We start from the raw sequence: 22,188 nt of genomic DNA on the forward strand, positions 1-22,188 counted from the left end.
CCTTGCTCTGGAGTCGTGTCCTGCAAATCGGCGCCCCTCGTCGATCGGGGCAGGACGGGGACGCCGACACTATTGGAAAATCCGGGCCGCTCGCCGCGGCACCAGCTCCTGCCTTTGCTTGTAGCTTGTAGCTTGTAGCTTGTAGCTTGTAGCTTGTAGCTTACGGCTGCTTCACAGCACCACCGTGCGATTGGCGTTGAGAAAGACGCGGCGCTCGATGTGATAGCCCACCGCCTTGGCCAGCGTCAGGCATTCGATGTCGCGCCCCTTGGCGATCAGATCTTCAGGGTAGTGGGCATGGTCCACGGCTTCCACACCCTGGGCGATGATCGGCCCCTCATCGAGGTCGTTGTTGATGTAGTGGGCCGTGGCGCCGACCATCTTCACGCCCTTCTGGTAGGCCTGGTGGTAGGGCTTGGCGCCCTTGAAGCCGGGCAGCAGCGAGTGGTGGATGTTGATCGCCCAGCCATCCAGGCGCTGGCACAGCTCGGGCGACAGCACCTGCATGTAACGGGCGAGGATCACCAGTTCGGCGCCGCTCTGCTCGATCACCTGCAGCACCTGGCGCTCCTGGGCCGGCTTGTCGCGGGGGTCCAGCGGGAAATGGTGATAGGCGATGCCGTGCCAGCGCGCCAGTGGCTCGAGGTCGGGATGGTTGGACACCACCGCGACCACGTCCATGGCCAGGTGGCCGATGCGCTGGCGGTAGAGCAGGTCGTTCAGGCAATGGTCGGACTTGGACACCATGATCACCACCTTGGCGCGATAGCCCGGTGGCGTCAGCTCGGTGTGCATGGCGAAGGCCCGGGTACGTTCCTGCAGGCCCTGCTTGAAGCTGTCCTCGGCGAAGCCGTCGCGGGCGCGGAATTCGACCCGGATGAAGAAGCGCCCGGACAGGCGGTCATCGAAGCTGTGGTGCTCGGTGACGTAGCAGCCCTGCTCGAACAGGTAGCGGGTCACCACGTCGACGGTGCCCAGCATGCTGGGACAGTGCGCGGTGAGAATCCAGGTGTCGGGGGTGCGGCTCATGACAAACTCCGATGATGTTCACCCCTCTCCCCCCGGGAGAGGGGCCGGGGGTGAGGGTTCTCTGGGCTGGTTCGGTTTCATGCTCAGGCTGCTGGATCTTCCCCCTCACCCCAACCCTCTCCCGGCGGGAGAGGGAGCTGATCGCGATGCGACCTGAAAGCTCTGTACCGATCAAGCGCTTCCGGCATCGACCGCCAATCCGTACTCGCCGCCGACCGTAGGGTGGGTCACGCTTCACCGACCCACCGAGCGGTGCCACGGTGGACGAAAAGAGCGCCAGCAGACAGGGTAGGATGGGTGAAACCCATCAATTGCCGATGGGTTGCACCCATCCTACGAATGCCTGCTATGGCCTTGAGATCCCGCCGTTCATACCGAAACGAGCAGCCTAGGCCTCGACCGCCAACCCGTACTCGCCGCTGGCGTCCTGCAGCCAGGCCCAGATGTAGTCGCTGAAGCTGCGCCGCACCAGCAGTTCCCAGGTGTCTTCGCCGGTGTGGCGGATGTACAGCTGGGTCTTGGCGAACGCGCTGCCGATCGCCTTGCCCACCGGGAACTGGCTGGGGTGCACGTCGTAGGGCGTGGACTTCATCAGCACCTCGCGCACCCTGGGGCCGCTGAGTTCGAGCAGGGTCTGGCCGCCGCTGACGTTGACCACCTGGATGTGCTGGCCGGCCAGTGCCTCGCGCAGCGCCTGCTCGGTGGCGAGCTCTTCGCCGCCTGGCACGATGAGCAGGAACTCGTCCGGGCCCATCCACTGCAGCGAGCGTTCGCCCTTGGCCACCAGCCCGAGCGCCACCGGCAATTCCAGGCCCAGGGCCTTGTGCACGCCTTCGGCGAAGGCCGGGTCCCTGCCGTCGCCACGCAGGGTCAGATGGCCCAGGAGTTTCTTCTCGCGCAGGGTCACGCCCGCGCCGGCCTTGCCCTTGCCGGCCAGTTCGTGGAAGCCGGCGTGATGCAGCGGCGATTCGGCCTTGATGCCGAGATCGTCCGGGCGCTGCTGATAGACGTTTGCTGCTGTCATGTCGTCTGTCCTTCATAACGGGTGGAGCCTGCTCCACCCTGCTTGTACTTGTGGCTTGTCGCTGCCGGTTAGACCACGTTCTGCCGTTCGCCTTGCGGGTCGTAGAACACCGAGCTGACGATTTCTGCCTCGATCAGCTTGCCGTCGCGACAGGGCGCGTAGACCTTCTCGCCCATGCGCCCCAGGCCGCCCTTGACCAGCGCCAGGGCGATGCCATGACCGAGGGTCGGACTCATGTAGCTGGAGGTGACGTGCCCGGCCGTGGGCACCGGCTTCGGGTGCTTGGGATCGAACACCACCTGGGTGCCTTCGGGCAGCATGTCGCCCGGGTTCAGCGGTTTCAGGCCGACCAGTTGCTTGCGCTCTTCCTTGAGGGTGTCCTCGCGGTTCATGCCGCGCCAGCCGATCCAGGAGAACGGCTTGGTCTTGCCCACCGCCCAGCCCATGTTCAGGTCGAAGGGGGTGACCGTGGAATCGGTGTCCTGGCCAACGATGATGAAACCCTTCTCGGCGCGCAGCACGTGCATGGTCTCGGTGCCGTACGGGGTCAGGTCGTATGGCTTGCCCGCCGCGGCGATCGCCTCCAGCACGCCCATGGCGTAGTCGGCCTGGATGTTCACCTCGTAGCTCAGCTCGCCGGTGAAGGAGATGCGGAACACCCGGGCCGGCACGCCGGCGACCTTGCCTTCCTGCCAGGTCATGAACGGGAAGGCCTCCGCCGACAGGTCGATGTCGGTGACCTCGGCCAACAGCTTGCGGCTGTTCGGCCCGGACAGGGTCAGGGTCGCCCAGTGGTCGGTGACCGAGGTGAAGTACACCTTCAGCTCCGGCCATTCGGTCTGGTGGTACAGCTCCAGCCATTGCAGCACGCGGGCGGCACCGCCGGTGGTGGTGGTCATCAGGAAGTGGTTGTCGGCCAGGCAGGCGGTGACGCCGTCGTCGAAGACCATGCCGTCTTCCTTGCACATCAGGCCGTAACGGGCCTTGCCCACGTCGAGCTTGGTCCAGGCGTTGGTGTACACGCGGTTGAGGAACTCGCGGGCATCCGGCCCCTGGATATCGATCTTGCCCAGGGTCGAGGCATCGAGCAGGCCGACGCTGGCGCGCACCGCCTTGCACTCGCGGGCGACGGCGGCGTGCAGGTCCTCGCCGGGTTTCGGGAAGTACCAGGGGCGCTTCCACTGGCCGACGTCCTCGAACTCGGCGCCCTGCTGCTCGTGCCAGGCCTGCAGCGCGGTATAGCGCTTGGGCTCGAACAGCGCCCCGGCGTTGCGCCCGGCGATGGCGCCGAAGGACACCGGCGTGTAGTTGGGACGGAACATGGTGGTGCCCATCTGCGGGATGCTCACGCCCAGGGCGCGGGCGGCGATGGCCAGACCGTTGATATTGCCCAGCTTGCCCTGGTCGGTGCCGAAGCCCAGCGCGGTGTAGCGCTTGACGTGCTCGACCGACTCGAAGCCCTCGCGCACGGCCAGTTCGATGCCGGCGGCGGTGACGTCGTTCTGCAGGTCGACGAACTGCTTCGGCGCCCGCGCCGTGGGCTTGTCGTGGGGCACCTGGTACAGCGCGATGGGCGCCTCCTCGATGCGCTTCTCGGCCCGCGGCAGCTCGCCGCTGACCGCCTGGTAACCAGACTCGGCCGCCGCCTGGGCGCCCGCCTCGAAACCATCGGCGAGGACGTCGCCGAGCTTGAACACGCCGTTCACCGCACCGGCGCAGAGCCGCGCCTGCAGGCCCAGGCCATCACCGGGGACGAAGCCGAGAATGTCGTCCCGCCAGGTCGGCCGGCCGCCCAGGTGCGAGGCCAGGTGCACCACCGGGCTGTAGCCGCCGGAGCTGGCGACCAGGTCGCAGTCGAGCCACTCGCCGGGGCTGGTGACCTTGAACGAAACCGGATCGATGGCCGCGACCCGGGCCGACTCGACCCGCTTGCCGCCCTTGACGTCGAGCACCGAGCTGCCGGTCAGCACGCGCACGCCACGGGCGCGCGCCTCCTCCACCCAGCTGCCGCGCGGATTGCTGCGCGCATCGGCGATGGCCACCACCTTGAGGCCGGCATCCAGCCAGTCGAGGGCGGTCTTGTAGGCGTAGTCGTTGGTGGTGGCCAGCAGCAGCTTGCTGCCCGGCGCCACGCCGTAACGGCGCACATAGGTCGATACCGCACCGGCGAGCATGTTGCCCGGCACATCGTTGTTGCCGTACACCAGCGGCCGCTCGTGGGCGCCGACCGCCAGCACCACACGCCGAGCCCGCACCCGGTGCAGGCGCTGCCGGGCCGGACGCACGAACGGCCCCATTGGCGCGCTGTCGCCAAGGTGATCGGTGCAGCGTTCGTGAATGGTCAGGAAGTTGTGGTCGTGGTAGCCGTTGACCGTGGCCCGCGGCAGCAGCAGCACCTCGGGGAAGGTCTGCAGCTCGGCCACCACCTTGGCCACCCAGTCGGCGGCGGGCATGCCATCGAGCTGCTCGCGGGTATCGAGCAGACTGCCGCCGAACTCTTCCTGCTCGTCGGCGACGATCACCCGCGCGCCACTGCGCGCCGCCGCCAGGGCGGCGGCCAGGCCGGCGGGGCCGGCGCCGACCACCAGCACGTCGCAGTGACGGTTCATCTGGTCGTAGACGTCCGGGTCGACCTCGGTGGGCGCACGGCCCAGGCCGGCGGCCTTGCGGATGTACTTCTCGTAGGTGAGCCACATGTTCTGCGGGTACATGAAGGTCTTGTAGTAGAACCCCGGCGGCATCATCTTGCCGCCGACCTTGCCGAGAATCCCCATCAGGTCGGTGTTCACGCTCGGCCAGCCATTGGTGCTGCTGGCCACCAGATCGGGATACAGCGCCTGCTGGGTGGCGCGCACGTTGGGGACCTGGGTATCCGGGCGGGCGCCGATCTGCAGCACGGCGTTGGGTTCCTCGGCGCCGGCGGCGACGATGCCGCGCGGACGCGAGTACTTGAAGCTGCGGCCGATGACGTCGACGCCGTTGGCCAGCAACGCGGCGGCCAGGGTGTCACCGGCGTAGCCCTGGTAGGACTGGCCGTTGAAGGTGAAGCTCAGCGGCTGACTGCGGTCGATACGGCCACCGCTGGCAAGACGATTGATCTGGCTCATGCCGTGGCTCCTTGCGCCAATGGCTGGGGTTCGCTGATGGCTTCGGTGACGCTGGGTTTCTCGCCGATCTTGTAGGTCTCGAGAATCGCGTAGCTGACCGTGTGCCGGGTGGCGTTGAAATACTTGCGGCAACCGGCGGCGTGCAGCCACAGCTCATGGCGCAGCCCGCGCGGGTTGTCGCGGAACCACATGTACTCGCCCCATTCGGCGTCGCTGCAGGCGGCCGGATCCAGCGGGCGCGGGATATGGGCCTGCCCGGCCGGACTGAATTCCTCTTCGGCGCGGTGTTCCCCGCAGTGCGGGCAGAAGATGTGCAGCATGGTTGGAGCCTCCGGTGAATCTCGTTACCTGCTCGAATCGTCGAGAAGGGCTCATTCCACTCCCTCTCCCCCCGGGAGAGGGTTGGGGAGAGGGGGCTCCTGGGCCAATCGTGGCGTCTGGAACAACCCTCTCCCGCCCTTCGGGCACCCTCTCCCGGAGGGAGAGGGGCATCGGTTGTTGCGCTGCGCGCAACCTTTCAAGGAACCACTTATTCCACTCCCTCTCCCTCGGGGAGAGGGGCTCCTCGGCCAATCGTGGCGCCTGGAACAGCCCTCACCCGCCCTTCGGGCACCCTCTCCCGGAGGGAGAGGGGCATCAGTTGTCGCGCTACGCGCGACCTTTCAAGGAACCACTTATTCCACTCCCTCTCCTTCCGGGAGAGGGTTGGGGAGAGGGGCTCCTGGGCCAATCGTGGCGCCTGGAACAACCCTCTCCCGCCCTTCGGGCACCCTCTCCCGGAGGGAGAGGGGCATCGGTTGTCGCGCTGCGCGCGACCTTTCAAGGAACCACTTATTCCACTCCCTCTCCCTCCGGGAGAGGGCTGGGGAGAGGGATGTCCTGGCGAATCGCGTCGTCTGGAACAACCCTCTCCCGCCCTTCGGGCACCCTCTCCCGGTGGGAGAGGGGCATCAGTTGTTGCGCTGCGCGCGACCTTTCAAGGAACCACTTATTCCACTCCCTCTCCCTCCGGGAGAGGGTTGGGGAGAGGGGGCTCCTGGGCCAATCGTGGCGCCTGGAACAACCCTCTCCCGCCCTTCGGGCACCCTCTCCCGGAGGGAGAGGGGCATCGGTTGTTGCGCTGCGCGCAACCTTTTAATGTGCGACCGCGGCGGCGCCGTGTTCGTCCACCAGGGCGCCGGTGTGGAAGCGCTCGATGGAGAACGGCTTGGCCAGCGGGTGCGGCTCGCCCTTGGCCAGGGTCGCGGCGAACACGTGGCCCGAACCGGGCGTGGCCTTGAACCCGCCGGTACCCCAGCCGCAGTTGATGAACAGGTTCTTCACCGGCGTGCTGCCGATGATCGGGCAGGCATCCGGCGTGGTGTCGACGATGCCGCCCCACTGGCGGTTCATGCGCACCCTTGAGAGCACCGGGAACATCTCGACGATGGCCTGGATGGTGTGCTCGATGATCGGGTAGGAACCGCGCTGACCGTAGCCGACCCAGCCGTCGATGCCGGCGCCGATGACCAGGTCGCCCTTGTCCGACTGGCTGATGTAGCCATGCACGGCGTTGGACATGATCACGCTGTGGATGATCGGCTTGATCGGCTCGGACACCAGGGCCTGCAGCGGGTGGGACTCCAGCGGCAGACGGAAGCCGGCCTTGGCCGCCAGCGGCCCGGTGCTGCCGGCCACGACCATGCCGACACGCTTGGCGCCGATGAAGCCCTTGTTGGTCTCCACGCCGATCACCGCGCCGTCCTGCTTGCGGAAGCCGGTGACCTCGGTCTGCTGGATCAGGTCCACGCCGAGGGCGTCGGCGGCGCGCGCGTAGCCCCAGGCCACGGCATCGTGACGGGCATTGCCGGCGCGCCGCTGCACCGAGGCGCCGAGCACCGGGAAGCGGGTGTTCCTGCTGCAGTCGAGGTAAGGAATCTCTTCGGCCACCTGGCGGGTGTCGAGCAACTCGTTGTCGATGCCGTTGAGCAGGTTGGCGCTGACCAGCCGCTCGGCGTCACGCAGATCCTGCAGGGTGTGGCACAGGTGGTAGCAGCCGCGCTGGGAGAACATGACGTTGTAGTTCAGGTCCTGGGACAGGCCCTCCCACAACTTCATGGCGTGCTCGTACAGCGCCGAGGATTCGTCCAGCAGGTAGTTGGAACGCACGATGGTGGTGTTGCGCGCGGTGTTGCCGCCGCCCAGCCAGCCCTTCTCGATCACGGCGATGTTCTTGATGCCATGCACCTTGGCCAGATAATAGGCGGTGGCCAGGCCGTGCCCGCCGCCACCGACGATGACCACGTCGTACGCCGGCTTGGGCGTCGGGTTGCGCCACATGCGCTGCCAGTTCTCGTGGTGGCTGAAGGAATGCTTGAACAGGCCGAAGCCGGAATAGCGCTGCATGGGGGACTCCTGAATTCTGCTTGCATGTAGGAGCGCGCCTGAACCGTAGGATGGGTGTAACCCATCAATTTTCGATGGGTTCCACCCATCCTACGGTGGCAAAGCCGGTAGCCCCTACGTTACGACTAGGCGTTAGCGGTAGACCGGGTAATCGGCGCACAGGCCGGCCGCCAGGCCGGCGACCTGGGCCTCGACATCGGCATCGCCCAGGTGCTCGAGGATGTCGCAGATCCAACCGGCCAGTTCGATGCACTGCGCTTCCTTGAAGCCGCGGGTGGTCACCGCCGGGGTGCCGATGCGCAACCCGGAGGTGACGAAGGGCGACTGTGGGTCGTTGGGTACGGCGTTCTTGTTCACCGTGATGCCGGCGCGGCCGAGGGCGGCGTCGGCGTCCTTGCCGGTGATGCCCTGCTTGATCAACGAGAGCAGGAACAGGTGGTTGTCGGTGCCGCCGGACACCACCTCGAAGCCGCGCTCGATGAACACCTCGGCCATGGCCTGAGCGTTCTTGATCACCTGCGCCTGGTAGTCCTTGAAGCCCGGCTCCAGCGCCTCCTTGAAGCACACCGCCTTGCCGGCGATCACGTGCATCAGCGGGCCGCCCTGGGCACCCGGGAAGACCGCCGAGTTGAGCTTCTTCTCGATGTCGGCGTTGGCCCTGGCCAGGATCAGCCCGCCACGCGGGCCGCGCAGGGTCTTGTGGGTGGTGGTGGTGACCACGTCGGCATAGGGCAGCGGATTGGGGTACAGACCGGCTGCGACCAGCCCCGCGACATGAGCCATATCGACAAAGAGCAAGGCGCCGACCTTGTCGGCGATGGCGCGAAAGCGCGGGAAGTCCAGGGTCTTGGAGTAGGCGGAGAAGCCGGCGACGATCATCTTCGGCTGGTGTTCCACGGCTAGGCGCTCGACTTCGTCGTAGTCGATCAGCCCGGTCGCGGTGTCCAGGCCATACTGCACGGCGTTGTACAGCTTGCCCGAGGACGACACCTTGGCGCCGTGGGTCAGGTGACCGCCGTGGGCCAGGCTCATGCCGAGGAGGGTATCGCCGGCCTGCAGCAGGGCCAGGTACACGGCGCTGTTGGCCGAGGAGCCGGAGTGCGGCTGGACGTTGGCGTAGTCGGCGCCGAACAGCTGCTTGGCGCGGTCGATGGCCAGCTGCTCGACCTTGTCGACATGCTCGCAACCGCCGTAGTAGCGCTTGCCCGGATAGCCCTCGGCGTACTTGTTGGTCAGGCCGCTGCCTTGCGCCTGCATCACGCGCTTGCTGGTGTAGTTCTCCGAGGCGATCAGTTCGATGTGATGTTCCTGACGACGCTCCTCGGCATTCATCGCACTGAGCAGTTCGTCGTCGTAGCCCTGGATCTGGTCTTGCTTGCTGAACATCACGCATCTCCCCGAAGCGCCATGGAGCGCCGCATCTGGTAATTGGAGTCTGTCGCGCCGCCGCGCTGAAACGGCCGCAGACCCTGGCTGTTGTCAGCGATGGTATGACTCACCCTCTCGGACCAGATGCCTATGCACGCCACGGGAGATTGCGTTTGCGACATGCGCCAGGGCGACACGCCGATGTCGCTGTCGAGAATGCCGCAGCGGCCCCTCGGTAATCTACGCGCTGTGGGAGCCGTCTGCGCGTCTTCGACGCAGCAGACAGGCCGTAGGATGGGTGCCAACCCATCGGCAATTGATGGGTTTCACCTGCACGGCACGACCCTTCCCGATTCTTTTAAAATCCTATAAATCAACGGGTTAGCTAATATTTAATGAGAGGGGCTTCAGCCGCGAAACGGTCGCGGCGTCTGCCGGAACGGCTCAGCGCAGCCAGAACTCGCGAATCGCCACCAGCACGAGGAAGTGCCCGGGATAGAACAGATAGGCCCAGCGGCGTACCGGCGGCACGCCGAATGCCGGGCGCAGGCGCAGCAGCGCCAGGCCGATCGGCGGCGCGGCGCAGCAGATGCCGAGCACCGCCCAGGCGAAGGGATCGCCACGGGCGGCGTCGGCATAGAACGGCGGCCAGTAGTTGGCCGCCAGGCAACCCAGCACGGGCCATATCCAGCCACTTGTGGGCGCACGCAACGCCAGCAGGAAGGCCGCGGGCAGCAGCACGCCGAACACGCCGAACATCAACCAGCCATGCCCGACCAGCGCCAGCAGCAGAGCCCCGCCCGCCAGCCAGCAGGCCCGGGGCTCGGGCCTGTGCACGGCGCTGGCGACAAGCAGGCCGAGCACCAGGGTCGGCAGCACGTTGAGCGATTGCGCCGTGGGCACCAGCAGGCGATAGGGCCATTCGGAGAGTAGCGAGAACAGCAGCAGCCAGCCCAGGTAGCGCAACGACACCGGGGTGGCGGTCGCCACCCGCGGGCGCGCCACATTGGCGGCGATGGCCAGGCAGAACAGCGGGAACGCCAGACGCCCAGGCGCATACAGGAAGTACAGCGAGGGCCAGACATGGCGCAGATGGTCGACCAGCATGGTCAGCAGCGCCAGCCACTTGATCAGATCGAGGGCCGCGTCACGGCCGGAAACGCGCGGGAGGGGAGCAGGTGCGGCCTGAGGCATGCGTACGCATCACGCTGGGAAATGAACCTCGCACCTTACCCCATCGACAGGGCGGCGGGCAGCGGGTAGCGGTTGCGAGCTGGCGCGGGGCCACAGGCCCTGCGCCGGCGCACGTCGAGTCTTACTGCAGTTTTTCGTTGCAGCTGCTCGAAGCAGTCATCAGGCGCTGCTGCAGGGCCGGATCGGGCGGCGACTGACGGCTCATCTCGACCATTTCGGCTTCGCTGAACTCCTCGCTGACCTTGGTCGCGGCGCAATCACAGAAAGCGGTCAACTGGGCCTGTGAATGGTCGGACTGAGCACCTTTCACGCATTCCTGAACGAATGTGGCCTTGGCCTGTGGCGTCCAGGGCTCGGCCGCCGCGGCCGGCAGGACGAAGGCGAGCGGTGCGAAAAGTGCGATCAGATGACGGTAGCTCATGGTGGGCTCCTGTTCGTGGAAACGATGAGTCCTTGAATACGACTCTCTGCAGTGTGAGCCCGCGGGCGATCATGAGTTCAGTGTAATTGCCGGATCCCGCTGCCTGTCACCGGAAAACGACGGCGGCCCGTGCGCCTGGATTGAACAAGTTGTCGCGCCGTCATCCCCCATGGGCAGCGGTGGGCAGGTAAAGTAGCGGCATTCGCCAGCCATACCGGCGCAGCAGACCAGGAGCACGCCATGCCCGACAATTCCCAGCAATTCGCCAGCGACAACTATTCCGGCATCTGCCCCGAAGCCTGGGAAGCCATGGCGCAAGCCAACCACGGCCACGACCGCGCCTATGGCGACGACCAGTGGACGGCCCGCGCGGCGGACCACTTCCGCCAGCTGTTCGAAACCGACTGCGACGTGTTCTTCGCCTTCAACGGCACCGCGGCCAACTCCCTGGCCCTGGCGGCGCTGTGCCAGAGCTACCACAGCGTGATCTGCTCCGAGACCGCCCACGTCGAGACCGACGAATGCGGCGCCCCGGAATTCTTCTCCAACGGCTCGAAGCTACTGACCGCGCGCACCGAGCAGGGCAAGCTGAGCCCGGCGGCCATCCGCGAGATCGCGGTCAAGCGTCAGGACATCCACTATCCGAAACCCCGGGTGGTCACCCTCACCCAGGCCAGCGAAGTCGGCACCGTCTACCGTCCCGAGGAAGTCCGCGCCATCAGCCAGACCTGCAAGGAACTGGGCCTGCACCTGCACATGGACGGCGCGCGCTTCTCCAACGCCTGCGCCTTCCTCGGCTGCAGCCCGGCCGAGCTGACCTGGAAGGCCGGCGTCGACGTGCTCTGCTTCGGCGGCACCAAGAACGGCATGGCGGTCGGCGAGGCGATCCTGTTCTTCAACCGCGAGCTGGCCGAGGACTTCGACTACCGCTGCAAGCAGGCCGGGCAACTGGCCTCGAAGATGCGCTACCTGTCGGCGCCCTGGGTCGGCCTGCTGCAGAACGACGCCTGGCTGCGCCATGCCGAACACGCCAACGGCTGCGCACGGCTGCTGGCCGAGCTGGTCAGCGACGTGCCCGGGGTCAGCCTGATGTTCCCGGTCGAGGCCAACGGCGTGTTCCTGCAGATGTCCGAACCCGCCCTCGCCGCCCTCAGCGCCCGCGGCTGGCGCTTCTATACCTTCATCGGCGCCGGCGGCGCGCGCTTCATGTGCTCCTGGGACACCGAGCACGCCCGCGTACGGCAACTGGCGGCCGATATCCGCGAAGTCATGACGGCCTGAGCGGGAGCGGACGGTCGGATGGATGGATCGGGGACGCTTGTGAAGGGATATCGCGCGTACCTCGACCCTCTCCCCCGGCCCCTCTCCCGGAGGGCGAGGGGAGCGAAGCAGGCCCTGCCTGAATCCGCCAGGCGAGGCGCGCCGAACACTCGAGGCTGACACAACCCCGGAACCACCACGGGGCGGCCCCCTCTCCCTCCGGGAGAGGGCTGGGGAGCGGGGCTCTTCAGGGGGCACTCCAAAGCCCCTGCCGCCAAACAAGCGCACCCGCCATCCAGTATCCCCAAACTCGGTGGATCAGGCTGTGGATAACCTGTCCGCAAGCGGCTCCGGACCAGGGCTGGCAAAGCCTCTAATGAATCGTACAAATTTCGTTCTATTTCAATAACTTAAAAAATAGTTTCACACATTCATTGTGCACCACCTTCTGCACAAGCTGTGGATTCATCGCTGTAGGCCAGGGCTCACGGGGCCTGAGCCCGAATGCTGCTTTTTTACTCATCCACAGCGACGGAAAATCTCCTTGCCGGCCTGTGGACAGCCGGCCCTGCATCCATCCCCAAAGAACGTGGACGATGCTGTGGACAAGCTGTCCGTAGCCGGCCACAGGCCAGAGCCTGCGCGGCTTTCCGCCTCATGCTCAAAAAACGTTCTGGTTCATGGGGTTGACGATACAACAGCTATAAAGCCGGAAAGAGCGCTGTAGGCTGAACGAGAAGAGGAGCACCGCATTTCGTCCAGCTTCAAGCCTCCAGCGCTCTTCTCGGCTTTTGAGGCTTTATGGCTGCCCTGAACGCTCCCGCCGAGACGCCAAGATCCAAGGGTGGCACGCCTCAGTCTCGGACTATCCCCAAAGTGCGTGGACGAATCTGTGGATAAGCTGTCTCCAGTTGAGCACAGGCCAGAGCCCGCGCGGCCTCTGCTGGATCGTTCAAAAAACGCACGGTATCAATGACTTGACTTATCGACAGCAGGGCTGGCAAGGCACGGCGAAGGCGCCTGGTTGCACACAGATACTGTGCGCCCTTCTGTGGATAACCTGTTCGCCAAGAGCCATAACAAAGGTCATACGCGGCCTGCAGCGAAACGGTCATTTTCTGCACAACCGTCAGCGCCTGTGGATTTCCATGCCGGAAACCGAGCCGCTTTCAAACCCGGGCGACGCCCAAGGCCCGCCTCAGTAGTCGATGCTCACATCGCCACGGGGCACGCTGCAGCAGGACAGGATGTAACCTTCGGCGACGTCTTCGTCGGTGATCCCGCCGTTGTGCTCCATCTCCACCTCGCCGGCGGTCTTGAGCACCTTGCAGGTGCCGCAGATGCCCATGCCGCACGCCTTGGGGATATGCAGGCCGAGCTGCGCCGCCGCCGCATGCACGGTTTCGCCCGGGCCCACACGGATGCTCTTGCCGGTGCTGGTGAACTCCACCTGGTTGAGTTCGGCGGCCGGCACCTCCGGCGCGTCGGCGGCCTGCTCGGCCAGCTCCTTGACCTCCTCGCGCACGTCCGCCGGCACCGGGCCGAAGGCCTCCTCGTGGTAGTGGCTCATATCGAAGCCCCTGGCCTCGAGCAAGCGCTTGACGGCGGCCATGTAGGGCGTCGGCCCGCAGCAGAAGATTTCCCGTTCCAGGTAATCCGGCGCCATCAGCTGCAACATGGGCTCGTTGAGGTAGCCACGATAGCCGGCCCAGGCCTCGCCCAGCCCATGCTTCTCGCAGATCACGTGCAGGCTGAAGTTGTTGATCCGCGCGGCCATATGCTCCAGCTCGCGGTGATAGATGATGTCCTTGGGCGAGCGCGCGCTGTGCACGAAGACCATGTCGACGTTGGCGTTGGTGTCGTAGAACCAGCGGGCCATGGACATCACCGGGGTGATGCCGACACCGCCACTGAGAAACAGCACCTTTTCCGCAGGGAAGTCGATGGCGTTGAACAGACCGACCGGCCCGTGCACCGCCAGTTGCTGCCCCTCGGCGAGGTTGTCGTGCAGCCAGTTGGACACCTTGCCGCCCGGCACCCGCTTGATGGTGATGGAAAAACTGTAGGGTACCGAGGGCGAGCTGGAGATGGTGTAGGAGCGCATGACCGCGGCCCCGGCGATTTCCAGTTCCAGGGTGACGAACTGCCCCGGCTTGAAGAAGAACAGCACCGGCTGATCGGCCATGAAACAGAAGGTGCGCACATCCCACGTCTCCTGGATGACCTTGACGCAGCGCACCACATGGCGGCCGTTGCTCCAGGTCTGGGTCGTGACGGGGTTGAGGAAGTCGTTCGACATGGTCGTTTCTCTCGCGCACGCAGGCCGCTCACCGGCCCTGTCTTTGCGGCGATTGTGCGCAACGGCCACGGCGCTCGTTTACCTGCCAGCGACATCGGCATGCTTATCGCGACCTGCCTTGCACGGCCTGGCCTGCCGAGTCGGAAACGGATGCGGCCATGTCGCCCATGGATAAGGTTCGCACCGCGCCCGGCTCCACACTCGGCTCAGCCGAACAGGATAAGAGCGTCTGCAACCCGCCACCTGGGCCAGCCCGAGGTTTCGCCCGCAATCGCCCGTGGTATCGCGGCTCGAGGCGCAATCGCAGCAGCCCTTGAACCGCCACTCGGCAGGCGGCGACAGCGAGCGGATCGCGCCACCTTGCGTACAACCGGAACAGCCACTTTCACGGCGGCCGCACAGCGCCCGCCCCGAGGAGTTTTCGATGACCGTCACCTCAACCCTGAGCCTGGGCGATCCGCTGGAATCGGCACGCACGGCGACAGCCGAAATGCTGCAGAACCGCGAGCGCACCTTTTCCCTGCCACAGGCGTTCTACAACGATGAACGCCTGTTCCAGATCGACATCCAGGAAATCTTCCACAAGGAATGGCTGATCGCCGGCATGACCTGCGAGATACCGGCCAAGGGCAACTACCTGACCCTGCAGATCGGCAACAACCCGATCATCGTCATCCGTGGCGCCGAAGGCGTCATCCATGCCTTCCACAACGTCTGCCGCCACCGCGGCTCGCGCCTGTGCACCAGCGACAAGGGCAAGGTGGCCAAGCTGGTCTGCCCCTACCACCAGTGGACCTACGAGCTGGACGGCCGACTGCTGTTCGCCGGCGCCGAGATGGGCGCCGACTTCAACCTCGCCGACTACGGCCTCAAGCCGGTCAACTGCAAGAGCGCCGGCGGTTACATCTTCGTCTCCCTGGCCGAGAACCCGCCGGCGATCGACGAGTTCCTCGCTACCCTGGCCCACTACATGGAGCCCTACGACATGGAGAACACCAAGGTGGCGGTGCAGACCACCTTGCTGGAAAAGGCCAACTGGAAGCTGGTGATGGAAAACAACCGCGAGTGCTACCACTGCAACGGTTCACACCCGGAGTTGCTCAACACCCTGCTGGAATGGGACGACGTCACCGATCCGCGGGCGACCCAGGCGTTCAAGGACCAGGTGGCCGAATGCACCACCCGCTGGGACAAGGACAACATCCCCTATGCCCACGCCAGCTTCGGCCTGCGCAACCGCATCGTGCGCATGCCGCTGCTCAAGGGCACCGTGTCCATGACCATGGATGGCAAGCCCGGCAGCAGGAAACTGATGGGCCGCATCACCGACCCCGACCTCGGCTCCATGCGCATCCTGCACCTGCCACACTCGTGGAACCACTGCATGGGCGACCACATGATCGTCTTCACCGTGTGGCCGATCAGCGCCCAGGAAACCCTGGTCACCACCAAGTGGCTGGTGCACAAGGATGCGGTGGAAGGCGTCGACTACGACCCGGAGAACCTGCGCAAGGTGTGGGACGCCACCAACGACCAGGACCGCCGCCTGGCCGAGGAGAACCAGCGCGGCATCAACTCCAGCGCCTATCAGCCGGGGCCGTACTCCAAGACCTACGAGTTCGGCGTGGTCAATTTCATCGACTGGTACAGCGAGCGCATGCTGGCCAACCTCGATGCCGCGCCGGCCGCCTACCTGCGCGGGGTTACCGCACAGTAGCCGCATGGCGGCAGTGGGACACACCAAGACCCGTCAGGGTCATTCCAGGCCCCGCCCGGCTCTGCCGGGCGGGGCTTTTTTCATGGCGCCATTGGCTCCCGGCCATTTTGGCTGCCACGCAGGCCAGCGGCACGTCGCGGATCGCCCAAGGTAGAAACCGATCGGTACTATCCAGTAACAAACCTGTTCTTAATATGAATAAATACCCAGTAAATATGCTTATTATTGCCTATCATTGGTTTTCATGCGTAAAAACCGATCGGTATCAATTCATACCCGAGTAGATCATGCCCACCCCCCGTTCCGTCGCTCGCCAGGACAAGTCACTGCCGGTGCTGAAGGCCGCCGCCTCGGTTTTCCTGGCCCATGGTTTCAGCGCCGCCACCACGGATATGATCCAGAGAGCGGCCAAGGTCTCCAAGGCCACGGTGTACGCTTGCTTCCCCACCAAGGAGGCGTTGTTTGCAGCCGTCATCGAACGGGAATGCGCGGCCATGGCCGAGACGCTGCGCACCCTCGAGACGGCTCCCGGCGATGTCTCCAGGACGCTGACCGAGCTCGGGCTTGCCTATCTGAGGATCGTTCTCTCGCCCACCGGGCTGGCGCTGTTCCGCGTCGTCGTGGCCGAGGCGCCACGCTTTCCCGAACTGGCGCGCCGGTTCTATCTGGCGGGCCCCAAGGTCATCGCCCGGATGATCGCCGAGCGCCTCGAAGTGGCCGCGCAGGCGGATGAAATCGACGTCCAGGCGGTCGGCCTCGAGGCCGCCGCGAGCCTGTTCGTCAGCCTCCTGCGCGGCGAAGGGCAGCTGGAGTGCCTGACCCACCCGGATGCGTATCCATCGGCGGAACAACTGGACCGCTGGGTACGACGGGCCGTGACCACCTTCCTGGCGGCATTCGCCGCCAACGGCCACCCTGCTCGCACGCCACCCACGGAGGAAATGCCATGACCCTTGCATCACGCCATCTCTCGCCACACGTCCCTGTCGCCCCCACGCGGCGGATGCTTGCCGGCCTGCTGCTCGCACTGGCGGCAGGCGCTGTCGCGCCACTCGCCAGCGCGCAGTCGCCTTCCGCCGCAGAGGCCATGACGCAGGTCCGCGCGGATGTCGCCCAGGCCGGGGCCCAACGTGCCATCGCGGCAGCGCTGGCCGAGGCCGAGCGCAACGGCTGGATCATCGCCGTGGCCGTGGTGGACTCGAGCGGGGAGCTGGTGGCCTTCCACAAGGCCGATGGCGCCATCGGCATCAGCCCCGCGGTGGCCATCGGCAAGGCGCGCACGGCGGCGCTGCTGCGCCAGCCCTCGAAGAATTTCGAGGACTACATCAATGGCGGGCGGCCCAGCTTCCTGTCGACCCCGGGGACGACGCCCCTGGAAGGCGGCATTCCCATTGCCGTCAACGGGCAGGTCGTGGGCGCTGTCGGCGTCAGCGGCGCACATGGCCCCAATGACTCGCAAGTGGCTCAGGCGGGTGCGAACGCCGTGCGCTGAAGCATGATGCCGGCCCTTGCCCTCCTCACCCGGGAGGCGAGGCTGGCGGGTGAACCGCCATCCCAGGCGAGCCCCCCGCACGCCATGGAGAATCCTCCCGAATCCTCTGGCCTGAAGGCCGCGCTCACGGCGGCCGTATGTTTCACAGCATTTCACGCCTTGGCGCAGAAAAATCGCAGTAACGTCGGATGCGTTCGCATTGACAGCATGCCGCACGGCGGCTCGCGACAGCCGGCGCGGTCTCGTGCCTGGGTCGGTTCGGGAGCCGCCAGCCATTTCGCGAGGAAACCACCGTGAGCGTTACCCCCCTGAACAAACGCCTGACTGGCCAGGCAGGCGATAACGCCCTGAAATTCGAACTCTTCGTACGCAAAAGCGCGACGAGCAACGACGACAACCGGGAAAAACCGGACCGTATCGCCACCGACAACGAGAAATGGCCAGCCGTGGACAAGACCCAGGTCGAAGCAGCCAAGGACGGCAAGATCCGTTACGAGCTGAACGGCCAGGGCGTGGTGGTCGAGCGTTCGGTCAACCCGGAGCTGTACAAGTTTCTGGTCAACCTGCACGCCCTCAACCAGTCTCCTGGACAGAAAGCTCAAGTGGTTGCAGCGATGGGCGACGAACACCTTATCGCCGACCGCAACACCGAGGTGCAGGACTGGGGCGACTACGCCCAGTTCAAGTGGCAGGGCAACCTGGAAGACGCCGAAGTGATCACCTACATCACCGCCGACGGCGAAACCGTCAGCGTCTCCAAGGCCCTCACCCCCGAGCTGTTCGCCTCGGTGCAGCAGATCGGCCTGTCGCGCTACACACTCGAGCAGCGCGTGGCCGATGGCCGCGAGGTCGCTGGTGCCGACACCTATGTGGCCGAGCATGACATTGCCCTTTGGGGCGGCCCGGACGAGTTCGGCAATGGGGTCATCCAGTTCGAGACCAAGGACGGCAAGAAGTACGTCGTATCCCAGCACGAAAACAAGGAGATGTACGACCGTGTCGCGGGGATGTGGAGTGACCACGTCAAGGGCGGCGACGCGATCCAGGCACTTCGCGACAAGTACGATCTGCCCGACCTCGACGCTCTGGATCTGCTCGGCCAGAACAGTGGCGAGAAAGCCAACAAGGACGACGAGGATGAGATGACGGTGGTCGAGCTGGCCACCAAGAACCTGCTCGACAAGTACAAGAAGCTCATCGACGACGGCGAGGTCGGCAAGGACAGCGACATCTACAAGCTGGTCAAGGCCATCGAGGCCAAGGCCGCCATGGAGAGCGGCCACCAGATCACCCCCTACATAGAAGACCCGCGTGGCGGCGACACCACCTGGCGCAAGTTCGACACCGACGGCGAAACCCTGAGCGAAGAGGACATGCAGGACATCCTCGACGGCAACTCGGTGGATAAGCTGCTCAGCGAGATGTTCACCAGCGGCGATGGCGAGAAGGACAAGATCGGCAAGGAATTCCAGGCCGAGCTGGACAGCGCCATCGAGAAGGTCAGCGGCGAAGACAAAGACAAGCTGGCGGACGAAATCTACGAAACCCTGACCAGTCTCGACTTCGTCAGATACCTGGCGGACATGAAGAAACAAGGCCTGAACAGCGAGGGCCAGGCGGAAGTCGCCCGCCTCGCTTCGAGCCTGGAACTGCTCGACCCGGAGCGCGCCCGCCAGGCTGAATCGACGCTCAAGCAGAACGGCATCCTGGTCGAGATCGACACCCTGGTCGGCGATCCCGGTGCGATTCCCGACGAATACAAGGAAATGGCCTACAAGGACATGGGCGCACTGATCAAGACCGCGCTCAAGTCCGCCGACATCCCGCGCCGGGTGCAGGAGACCATCGAGAAGTTCTACAACGAACTGCTCAACGACAAGACCAAGATGGCCGACTTCGTCGAGCTCAGCAACCAACTGAACAATGGCACCATCACCCAGGCCGAATTCGACCGGCAGATGCAGGGCAAGTACGTGCCCATGGACGTCAGCAAGGACGACTTCGCCAAGGCCCTGGGCACCCTCAACAAATACGGCGTGCTCGGCACCATTTCCGCCTTCGGCTCACTGGGCGGCGCCATCTACATGCTCTCGGCGAAGAACGGCCAGTTGGCCGACGAGCCGCTGGAGCGCCTGGCCATCGCCAAGGACTTCATCACCTTCCTCGGTGGCGGCGCGCAGTTCGAGAAGACCGGCATATTCGACCTGTTCACCAAAACCAACACCGCCGAGCTGCTCGGCCTGAGCAAGACCGTGCCGGAAATCTGGGGCAAGGAAAGCGCGCTCGGCAAGAAGATCGAAGGATTCCTGCGCGACAAGGGCATCTCTGGCATTCCCGAAGCGGTGCAGGATCGCGCCAACAGCATGATCGAGCTGGGCTCATTGAACAGCGGCGGCGGCAGCGACGCACTCGACCAGGTCAGGCTCTCGGCCGAAGCGTCGGGCATCGGTTCCCTGGACGACGCCGGCAGTCGCGCCCTGCTCGACGACATCGTCACCCGCGCCGGCGGCAACCCGCCCGAGGACTGGTCTCGCTACACCAGCCTCAACCAGATCGCCGAAGAACAGAACCTGACCATCAGCGAAGAGCACATCAACGACGCTATCGCCGAACGCCGTGCGGCCAACAATCTGGGCGACATTCCCGACGATGCCTCGGTCAACGAGTTCGCCAGCCATCTGGACGACGCGGCCAACCGTGCGCTGCCACCGTCCAGCGCCTCCTCCGGCTACTCCACCTACACCGACGCTCTGTCTTCGATCTACGAAGACGCCGTGGAGTATTTCGAAGAGCGCAACATCACCCCGCCGAGCCGCGAGTCCTTCGATCGGGTGGTCAACGAACGGCTGGAAGAGTCAGGCCGCACCACGCCGGCCGGCAGCGACCCGTTCGACGGCAACCTGGAGCTCGATCGCCAATCGATCAACGAGATGTTCGAGCACGAAAACCGCACGCCTCCAGCCGCCGACGTCGTCGACGATGCCATCGAGCGGGTCAACGACTCCGTGCGCAGCAATACCTCGGTACAGGGCATCGTCGACACGCGCACCATCCAGGATACGCTGAGCACCACCGATACCCCCTCGCTCAAACCTGGCCTGGCGGCGAAAATTGGCGGCACCCTGACCAAGGTACTGGGCGTGGCCCCGGATATCCTCAGCGTGGCCGACATCGTCCTGGGCGGCTACGCGATCAAGGACGCCATCGCCAACAACAGCGACATGGGCAAGGCTGCCGGCGCCTTGCAGATCATCAGTGGCGTGGCGGGGACGACGGCCGGCGTGATCGGCACCGTCGGCCTGTTCGCCAGCATCGGTGCACTGGCGGGCGCCACCGGCCCACTGTTCCTGATCACCGCCGGCCTCGGGCTGATCGCCGGGATCATCGGCATCTTCGTCGACCACGAGAAGAAGCAGAAGGCCACCGACAAGGAAGGCCAGTGGTTCAAGGACCTCGCCGAACTCGGCCTGGCCCAGGAAGACTGGGGCGACAAACTGGAATACGCCCGCTACAGCTTCTACGAATACGACGGCCGCGACGCCCCAGCCGGGCAGAGCATCTACGATTACCAGAAAGAAGAGTGGGAGCATTTCAAGGACACGCCGCAGGAAGGCGGCTCATCCATCAATCGCCTCGACGACGACCTGCACATGGCCAAGTACGACAAGGCCTTCTACGAAGACAACAAGGACGTTATCCACACCATCCGCGAACGTTGGGACGACTGGAACGGCAAGGACGCCATCGTCAGCAAGAAGGACCTGGAGAAGATCGCGGCTGGCGACGGCAGCCAGGAGGAGAAGGAGGCGGCGCAGTTCCTGCTCGACAACACCGGCTTCTTCGACCAGCTGGATACCCAGTGGGGCAAGGGCGGCCAGGATGGCAAGGTCAGCACCAACGACCTCAATACCTGGCTGAAGATGGTCGGCGCCCACGACGAGAAGTTCGACAGGGCCTTCTACGACGAGCACGAGGGCATCATCGAAACCATCCGCGACCGCTGGGATGACTGGAATGGCAAGGACGACATCGTCAGCAAGAAGGACCTGGAAAAGATCGCGGACGGCGACGGCAGCGACGAAGAGAAGAAGGCGGCGCGCTTCCTGCTCGACAATGCGGAGTTCTTCGACCAGCTCGACAACCTGGCGAAGAACGACAGGCGCGACGGCAAGATCAGCACCGGCGACCTGGAAACCTGGTTGAAGGCGATCGGCGTGGAGAAGACCGACAAGAGCGAACTGACCTACAACCCCAACGACGACACGCCGGCCTGGCGGGTGATGCGCGGCTGATTTGCCAGACTCGATTGGCAACGGCTCCAGTAGGAGCCCGCTTGCGGGCGATCCGCAGCCCAACTCCTGCGGCCGATAGTGCGCCTGGATGATCGCCGGCAAGCCGGCTCCTACGGGGTAGACGCGCTACCTCACCGGAAGCCCGATCACCCGGCCGACATGCTCGGAGCGCGGTATACCCTGTTGCGACTCCGCCAGTTCGGCCACGCGCTGCGCGACCTGTGCATCGAACGGCGTCGAGCGGCCGCTCGCCGTGTCGATGTTCATCAGCATCTGCTCGCTCTCGGCCAGCAGCCGCTCGCCCGCGACGGTCTCCAGGCGATGCTGGATATGCAGGCGCTTGCGGTCGTGGCCGAGCAGTTGGGTGCGCACCTGCACCGCGGCGCCGAGCTTCACCTCGGCGAGGAAATTCAGGTGGCACTCCAGGGTATAGAGCGTGTGCCCGGTGCGCGCCCTGCCCGCCTCGTCCAGGCCGAGGCGACCCATCAGGCCATCGCTGGCGAAGCTGCAGATCAGCAGGTAATAGGCATCGCGCAGGTGGCCGTTGTAGTCCACCCAGTCGGGCTGCACGGCGGTGTGGTAGGTGATGGGTAGCATGCC

The 22,188-nt window shown here is 65.2% G+C and carries 15 protein-coding genes; 5 read left to right on the top strand and 10 right to left on the bottom strand.

Going from position 1 to position 22,188, the window contains the following annotated elements; genetic code table 11:
- Positions 1 to 171: 171 nt before the first annotated feature.
- From purU to DNK34_RS11185, 8 genes are all read right to left on the bottom strand, one after another.
- Positions 172 to 1,029 carry a formyltetrahydrofolate deformylase gene (gene purU / locus DNK34_RS11150; protein ID WP_131175258.1) on the bottom strand — a complete coding sequence of 286 codons (858 nt, stop codon included), beginning with the start codon at positions 1,027 to 1,029 and terminating at the stop codon, positions 172 to 174.
- A 388-nt stretch (positions 1,030 to 1,417) separates the two neighbouring features.
- Positions 1,418 to 2,053 (bottom strand): sarcosine oxidase subunit gamma, encoded by a 636-nt coding sequence (locus DNK34_RS11155; RefSeq protein ID WP_131175259.1) that lies wholly within the window; start codon positions 2,051 to 2,053, stop codon positions 1,418 to 1,420.
- A 68-nt stretch (positions 2,054 to 2,121) separates the two neighbouring features.
- Positions 2,122 to 5,160, bottom strand: coding sequence for a sarcosine oxidase subunit alpha (locus tag DNK34_RS11160; protein WP_131175260.1), 3,039 nt, complete (start codon positions 5,158 to 5,160; stop codon positions 2,122 to 2,124).
- The gene (locus DNK34_RS11165) at positions 5,157 to 5,480 is read right to left on the bottom strand and encodes a sarcosine oxidase subunit delta (RefSeq protein ID WP_131175261.1); all 324 of its coding nucleotides are present in this window, start codon (positions 5,478 to 5,480) and stop codon (positions 5,157 to 5,159) included. The genes DNK34_RS11160 and DNK34_RS11165 overlap by 4 nt, the downstream gene beginning before the upstream one ends.
- A gap of 814 nt (positions 5,481 to 6,294) precedes the next feature.
- Positions 6,295 to 7,545 carry a sarcosine oxidase subunit beta family protein gene (locus DNK34_RS11170; protein WP_131175262.1) on the bottom strand — a complete coding sequence of 417 codons (1,251 nt, stop codon included), beginning with the start codon at positions 7,543 to 7,545 and terminating at the stop codon, positions 6,295 to 6,297.
- Between the two features lie 132 nt (positions 7,546 to 7,677).
- Entirely contained in the window at positions 7,678 to 8,931 is a 1,254-nt protein-coding gene (gene glyA, locus DNK34_RS11175) for a serine hydroxymethyltransferase (protein WP_131175263.1), read from the bottom strand.
- Positions 8,932 to 9,357: 426 nt separating this feature from the next.
- On the bottom strand, positions 9,358 to 10,107 hold the full coding sequence (locus DNK34_RS11180) for a TraX family protein (protein ID WP_131175264.1): 750 nt from the start codon (positions 10,105 to 10,107) through the stop codon (positions 9,358 to 9,360).
- Positions 10,108 to 10,228: 121 nt separating this feature from the next.
- Positions 10,229 to 10,528 (bottom strand): hypothetical protein, encoded by a 300-nt coding sequence (locus DNK34_RS11185; protein WP_131175265.1) that lies wholly within the window; start codon positions 10,526 to 10,528, stop codon positions 10,229 to 10,231.
- A 240-nt stretch (positions 10,529 to 10,768) separates the two neighbouring features.
- On the opposite strand from DNK34_RS11185, the gene DNK34_RS11190 reads away from it, so the two are divergent.
- Complete coding sequence (locus tag DNK34_RS11190) at positions 10,769 to 11,809, top strand: threonine aldolase family protein (protein WP_131175266.1); 1,041 nt, start codon at positions 10,769 to 10,771, stop codon at positions 11,807 to 11,809.
- 1,177 nt (positions 11,810 to 12,986) lie between these two features.
- Here DNK34_RS11190 and gbcB read toward each other — a convergent pair.
- Entirely contained in the window at positions 12,987 to 14,087 is a 1,101-nt protein-coding gene (gbcB, locus tag DNK34_RS11195) for a glycine-betaine demethylase subunit GbcB (RefSeq protein WP_131175267.1), read from the bottom strand.
- 424 nt (positions 14,088 to 14,511) lie between these two features.
- On the opposite strand from gbcB, the gene gbcA reads away from it, so the two are divergent.
- The 4 genes from gbcA (at position 14,512) to DNK34_RS11220 (ending at position 21,588) form a co-directional block, all read left to right on the top strand.
- Complete coding sequence (gene gbcA / locus DNK34_RS11205) at positions 14,512 to 15,804, top strand: glycine-betaine demethylase subunit GbcA (RefSeq protein ID WP_131175268.1); 1,293 nt, start codon at positions 14,512 to 14,514, stop codon at positions 15,802 to 15,804.
- 287 nt (positions 15,805 to 16,091) lie between these two features.
- Positions 16,092 to 16,754 (top strand): TetR/AcrR family transcriptional regulator, encoded by a 663-nt coding sequence (locus DNK34_RS11210; RefSeq protein WP_131175269.1) that lies wholly within the window; start codon positions 16,092 to 16,094, stop codon positions 16,752 to 16,754.
- Positions 16,755 to 16,891: 137 nt separating this feature from the next.
- Entirely contained in the window at positions 16,892 to 17,296 is a 405-nt protein-coding gene (locus tag DNK34_RS11215; RefSeq protein WP_131175270.1) for a GlcG/HbpS family heme-binding protein, read from the top strand.
- Between the two features lie 293 nt (positions 17,297 to 17,589).
- The gene (locus DNK34_RS11220; protein WP_131175271.1) at positions 17,590 to 21,588 is read left to right on the top strand and encodes a hypothetical protein; all 3,999 of its coding nucleotides are present in this window, start codon (positions 17,590 to 17,592) and stop codon (positions 21,586 to 21,588) included.
- A gap of 126 nt (positions 21,589 to 21,714) precedes the next feature.
- On the opposite strand, the gene DNK34_RS11225 is transcribed toward DNK34_RS11220, so the two are convergent.
- Positions 21,715 to 22,185 (bottom strand): thioesterase family protein, encoded by a 471-nt coding sequence (locus DNK34_RS11225; RefSeq protein ID WP_131175272.1) that lies wholly within the window; start codon positions 22,183 to 22,185, stop codon positions 21,715 to 21,717.
- Positions 22,186 to 22,188: the final 3 nt, after the last annotated feature.

It is taken from the genome of Phytopseudomonas dryadis (assembly GCF_004327355.1).
GTDB lineage: Bacteria > Pseudomonadota > Gammaproteobacteria > Pseudomonadales > Pseudomonadaceae > Aquipseudomonas > Aquipseudomonas dryadis.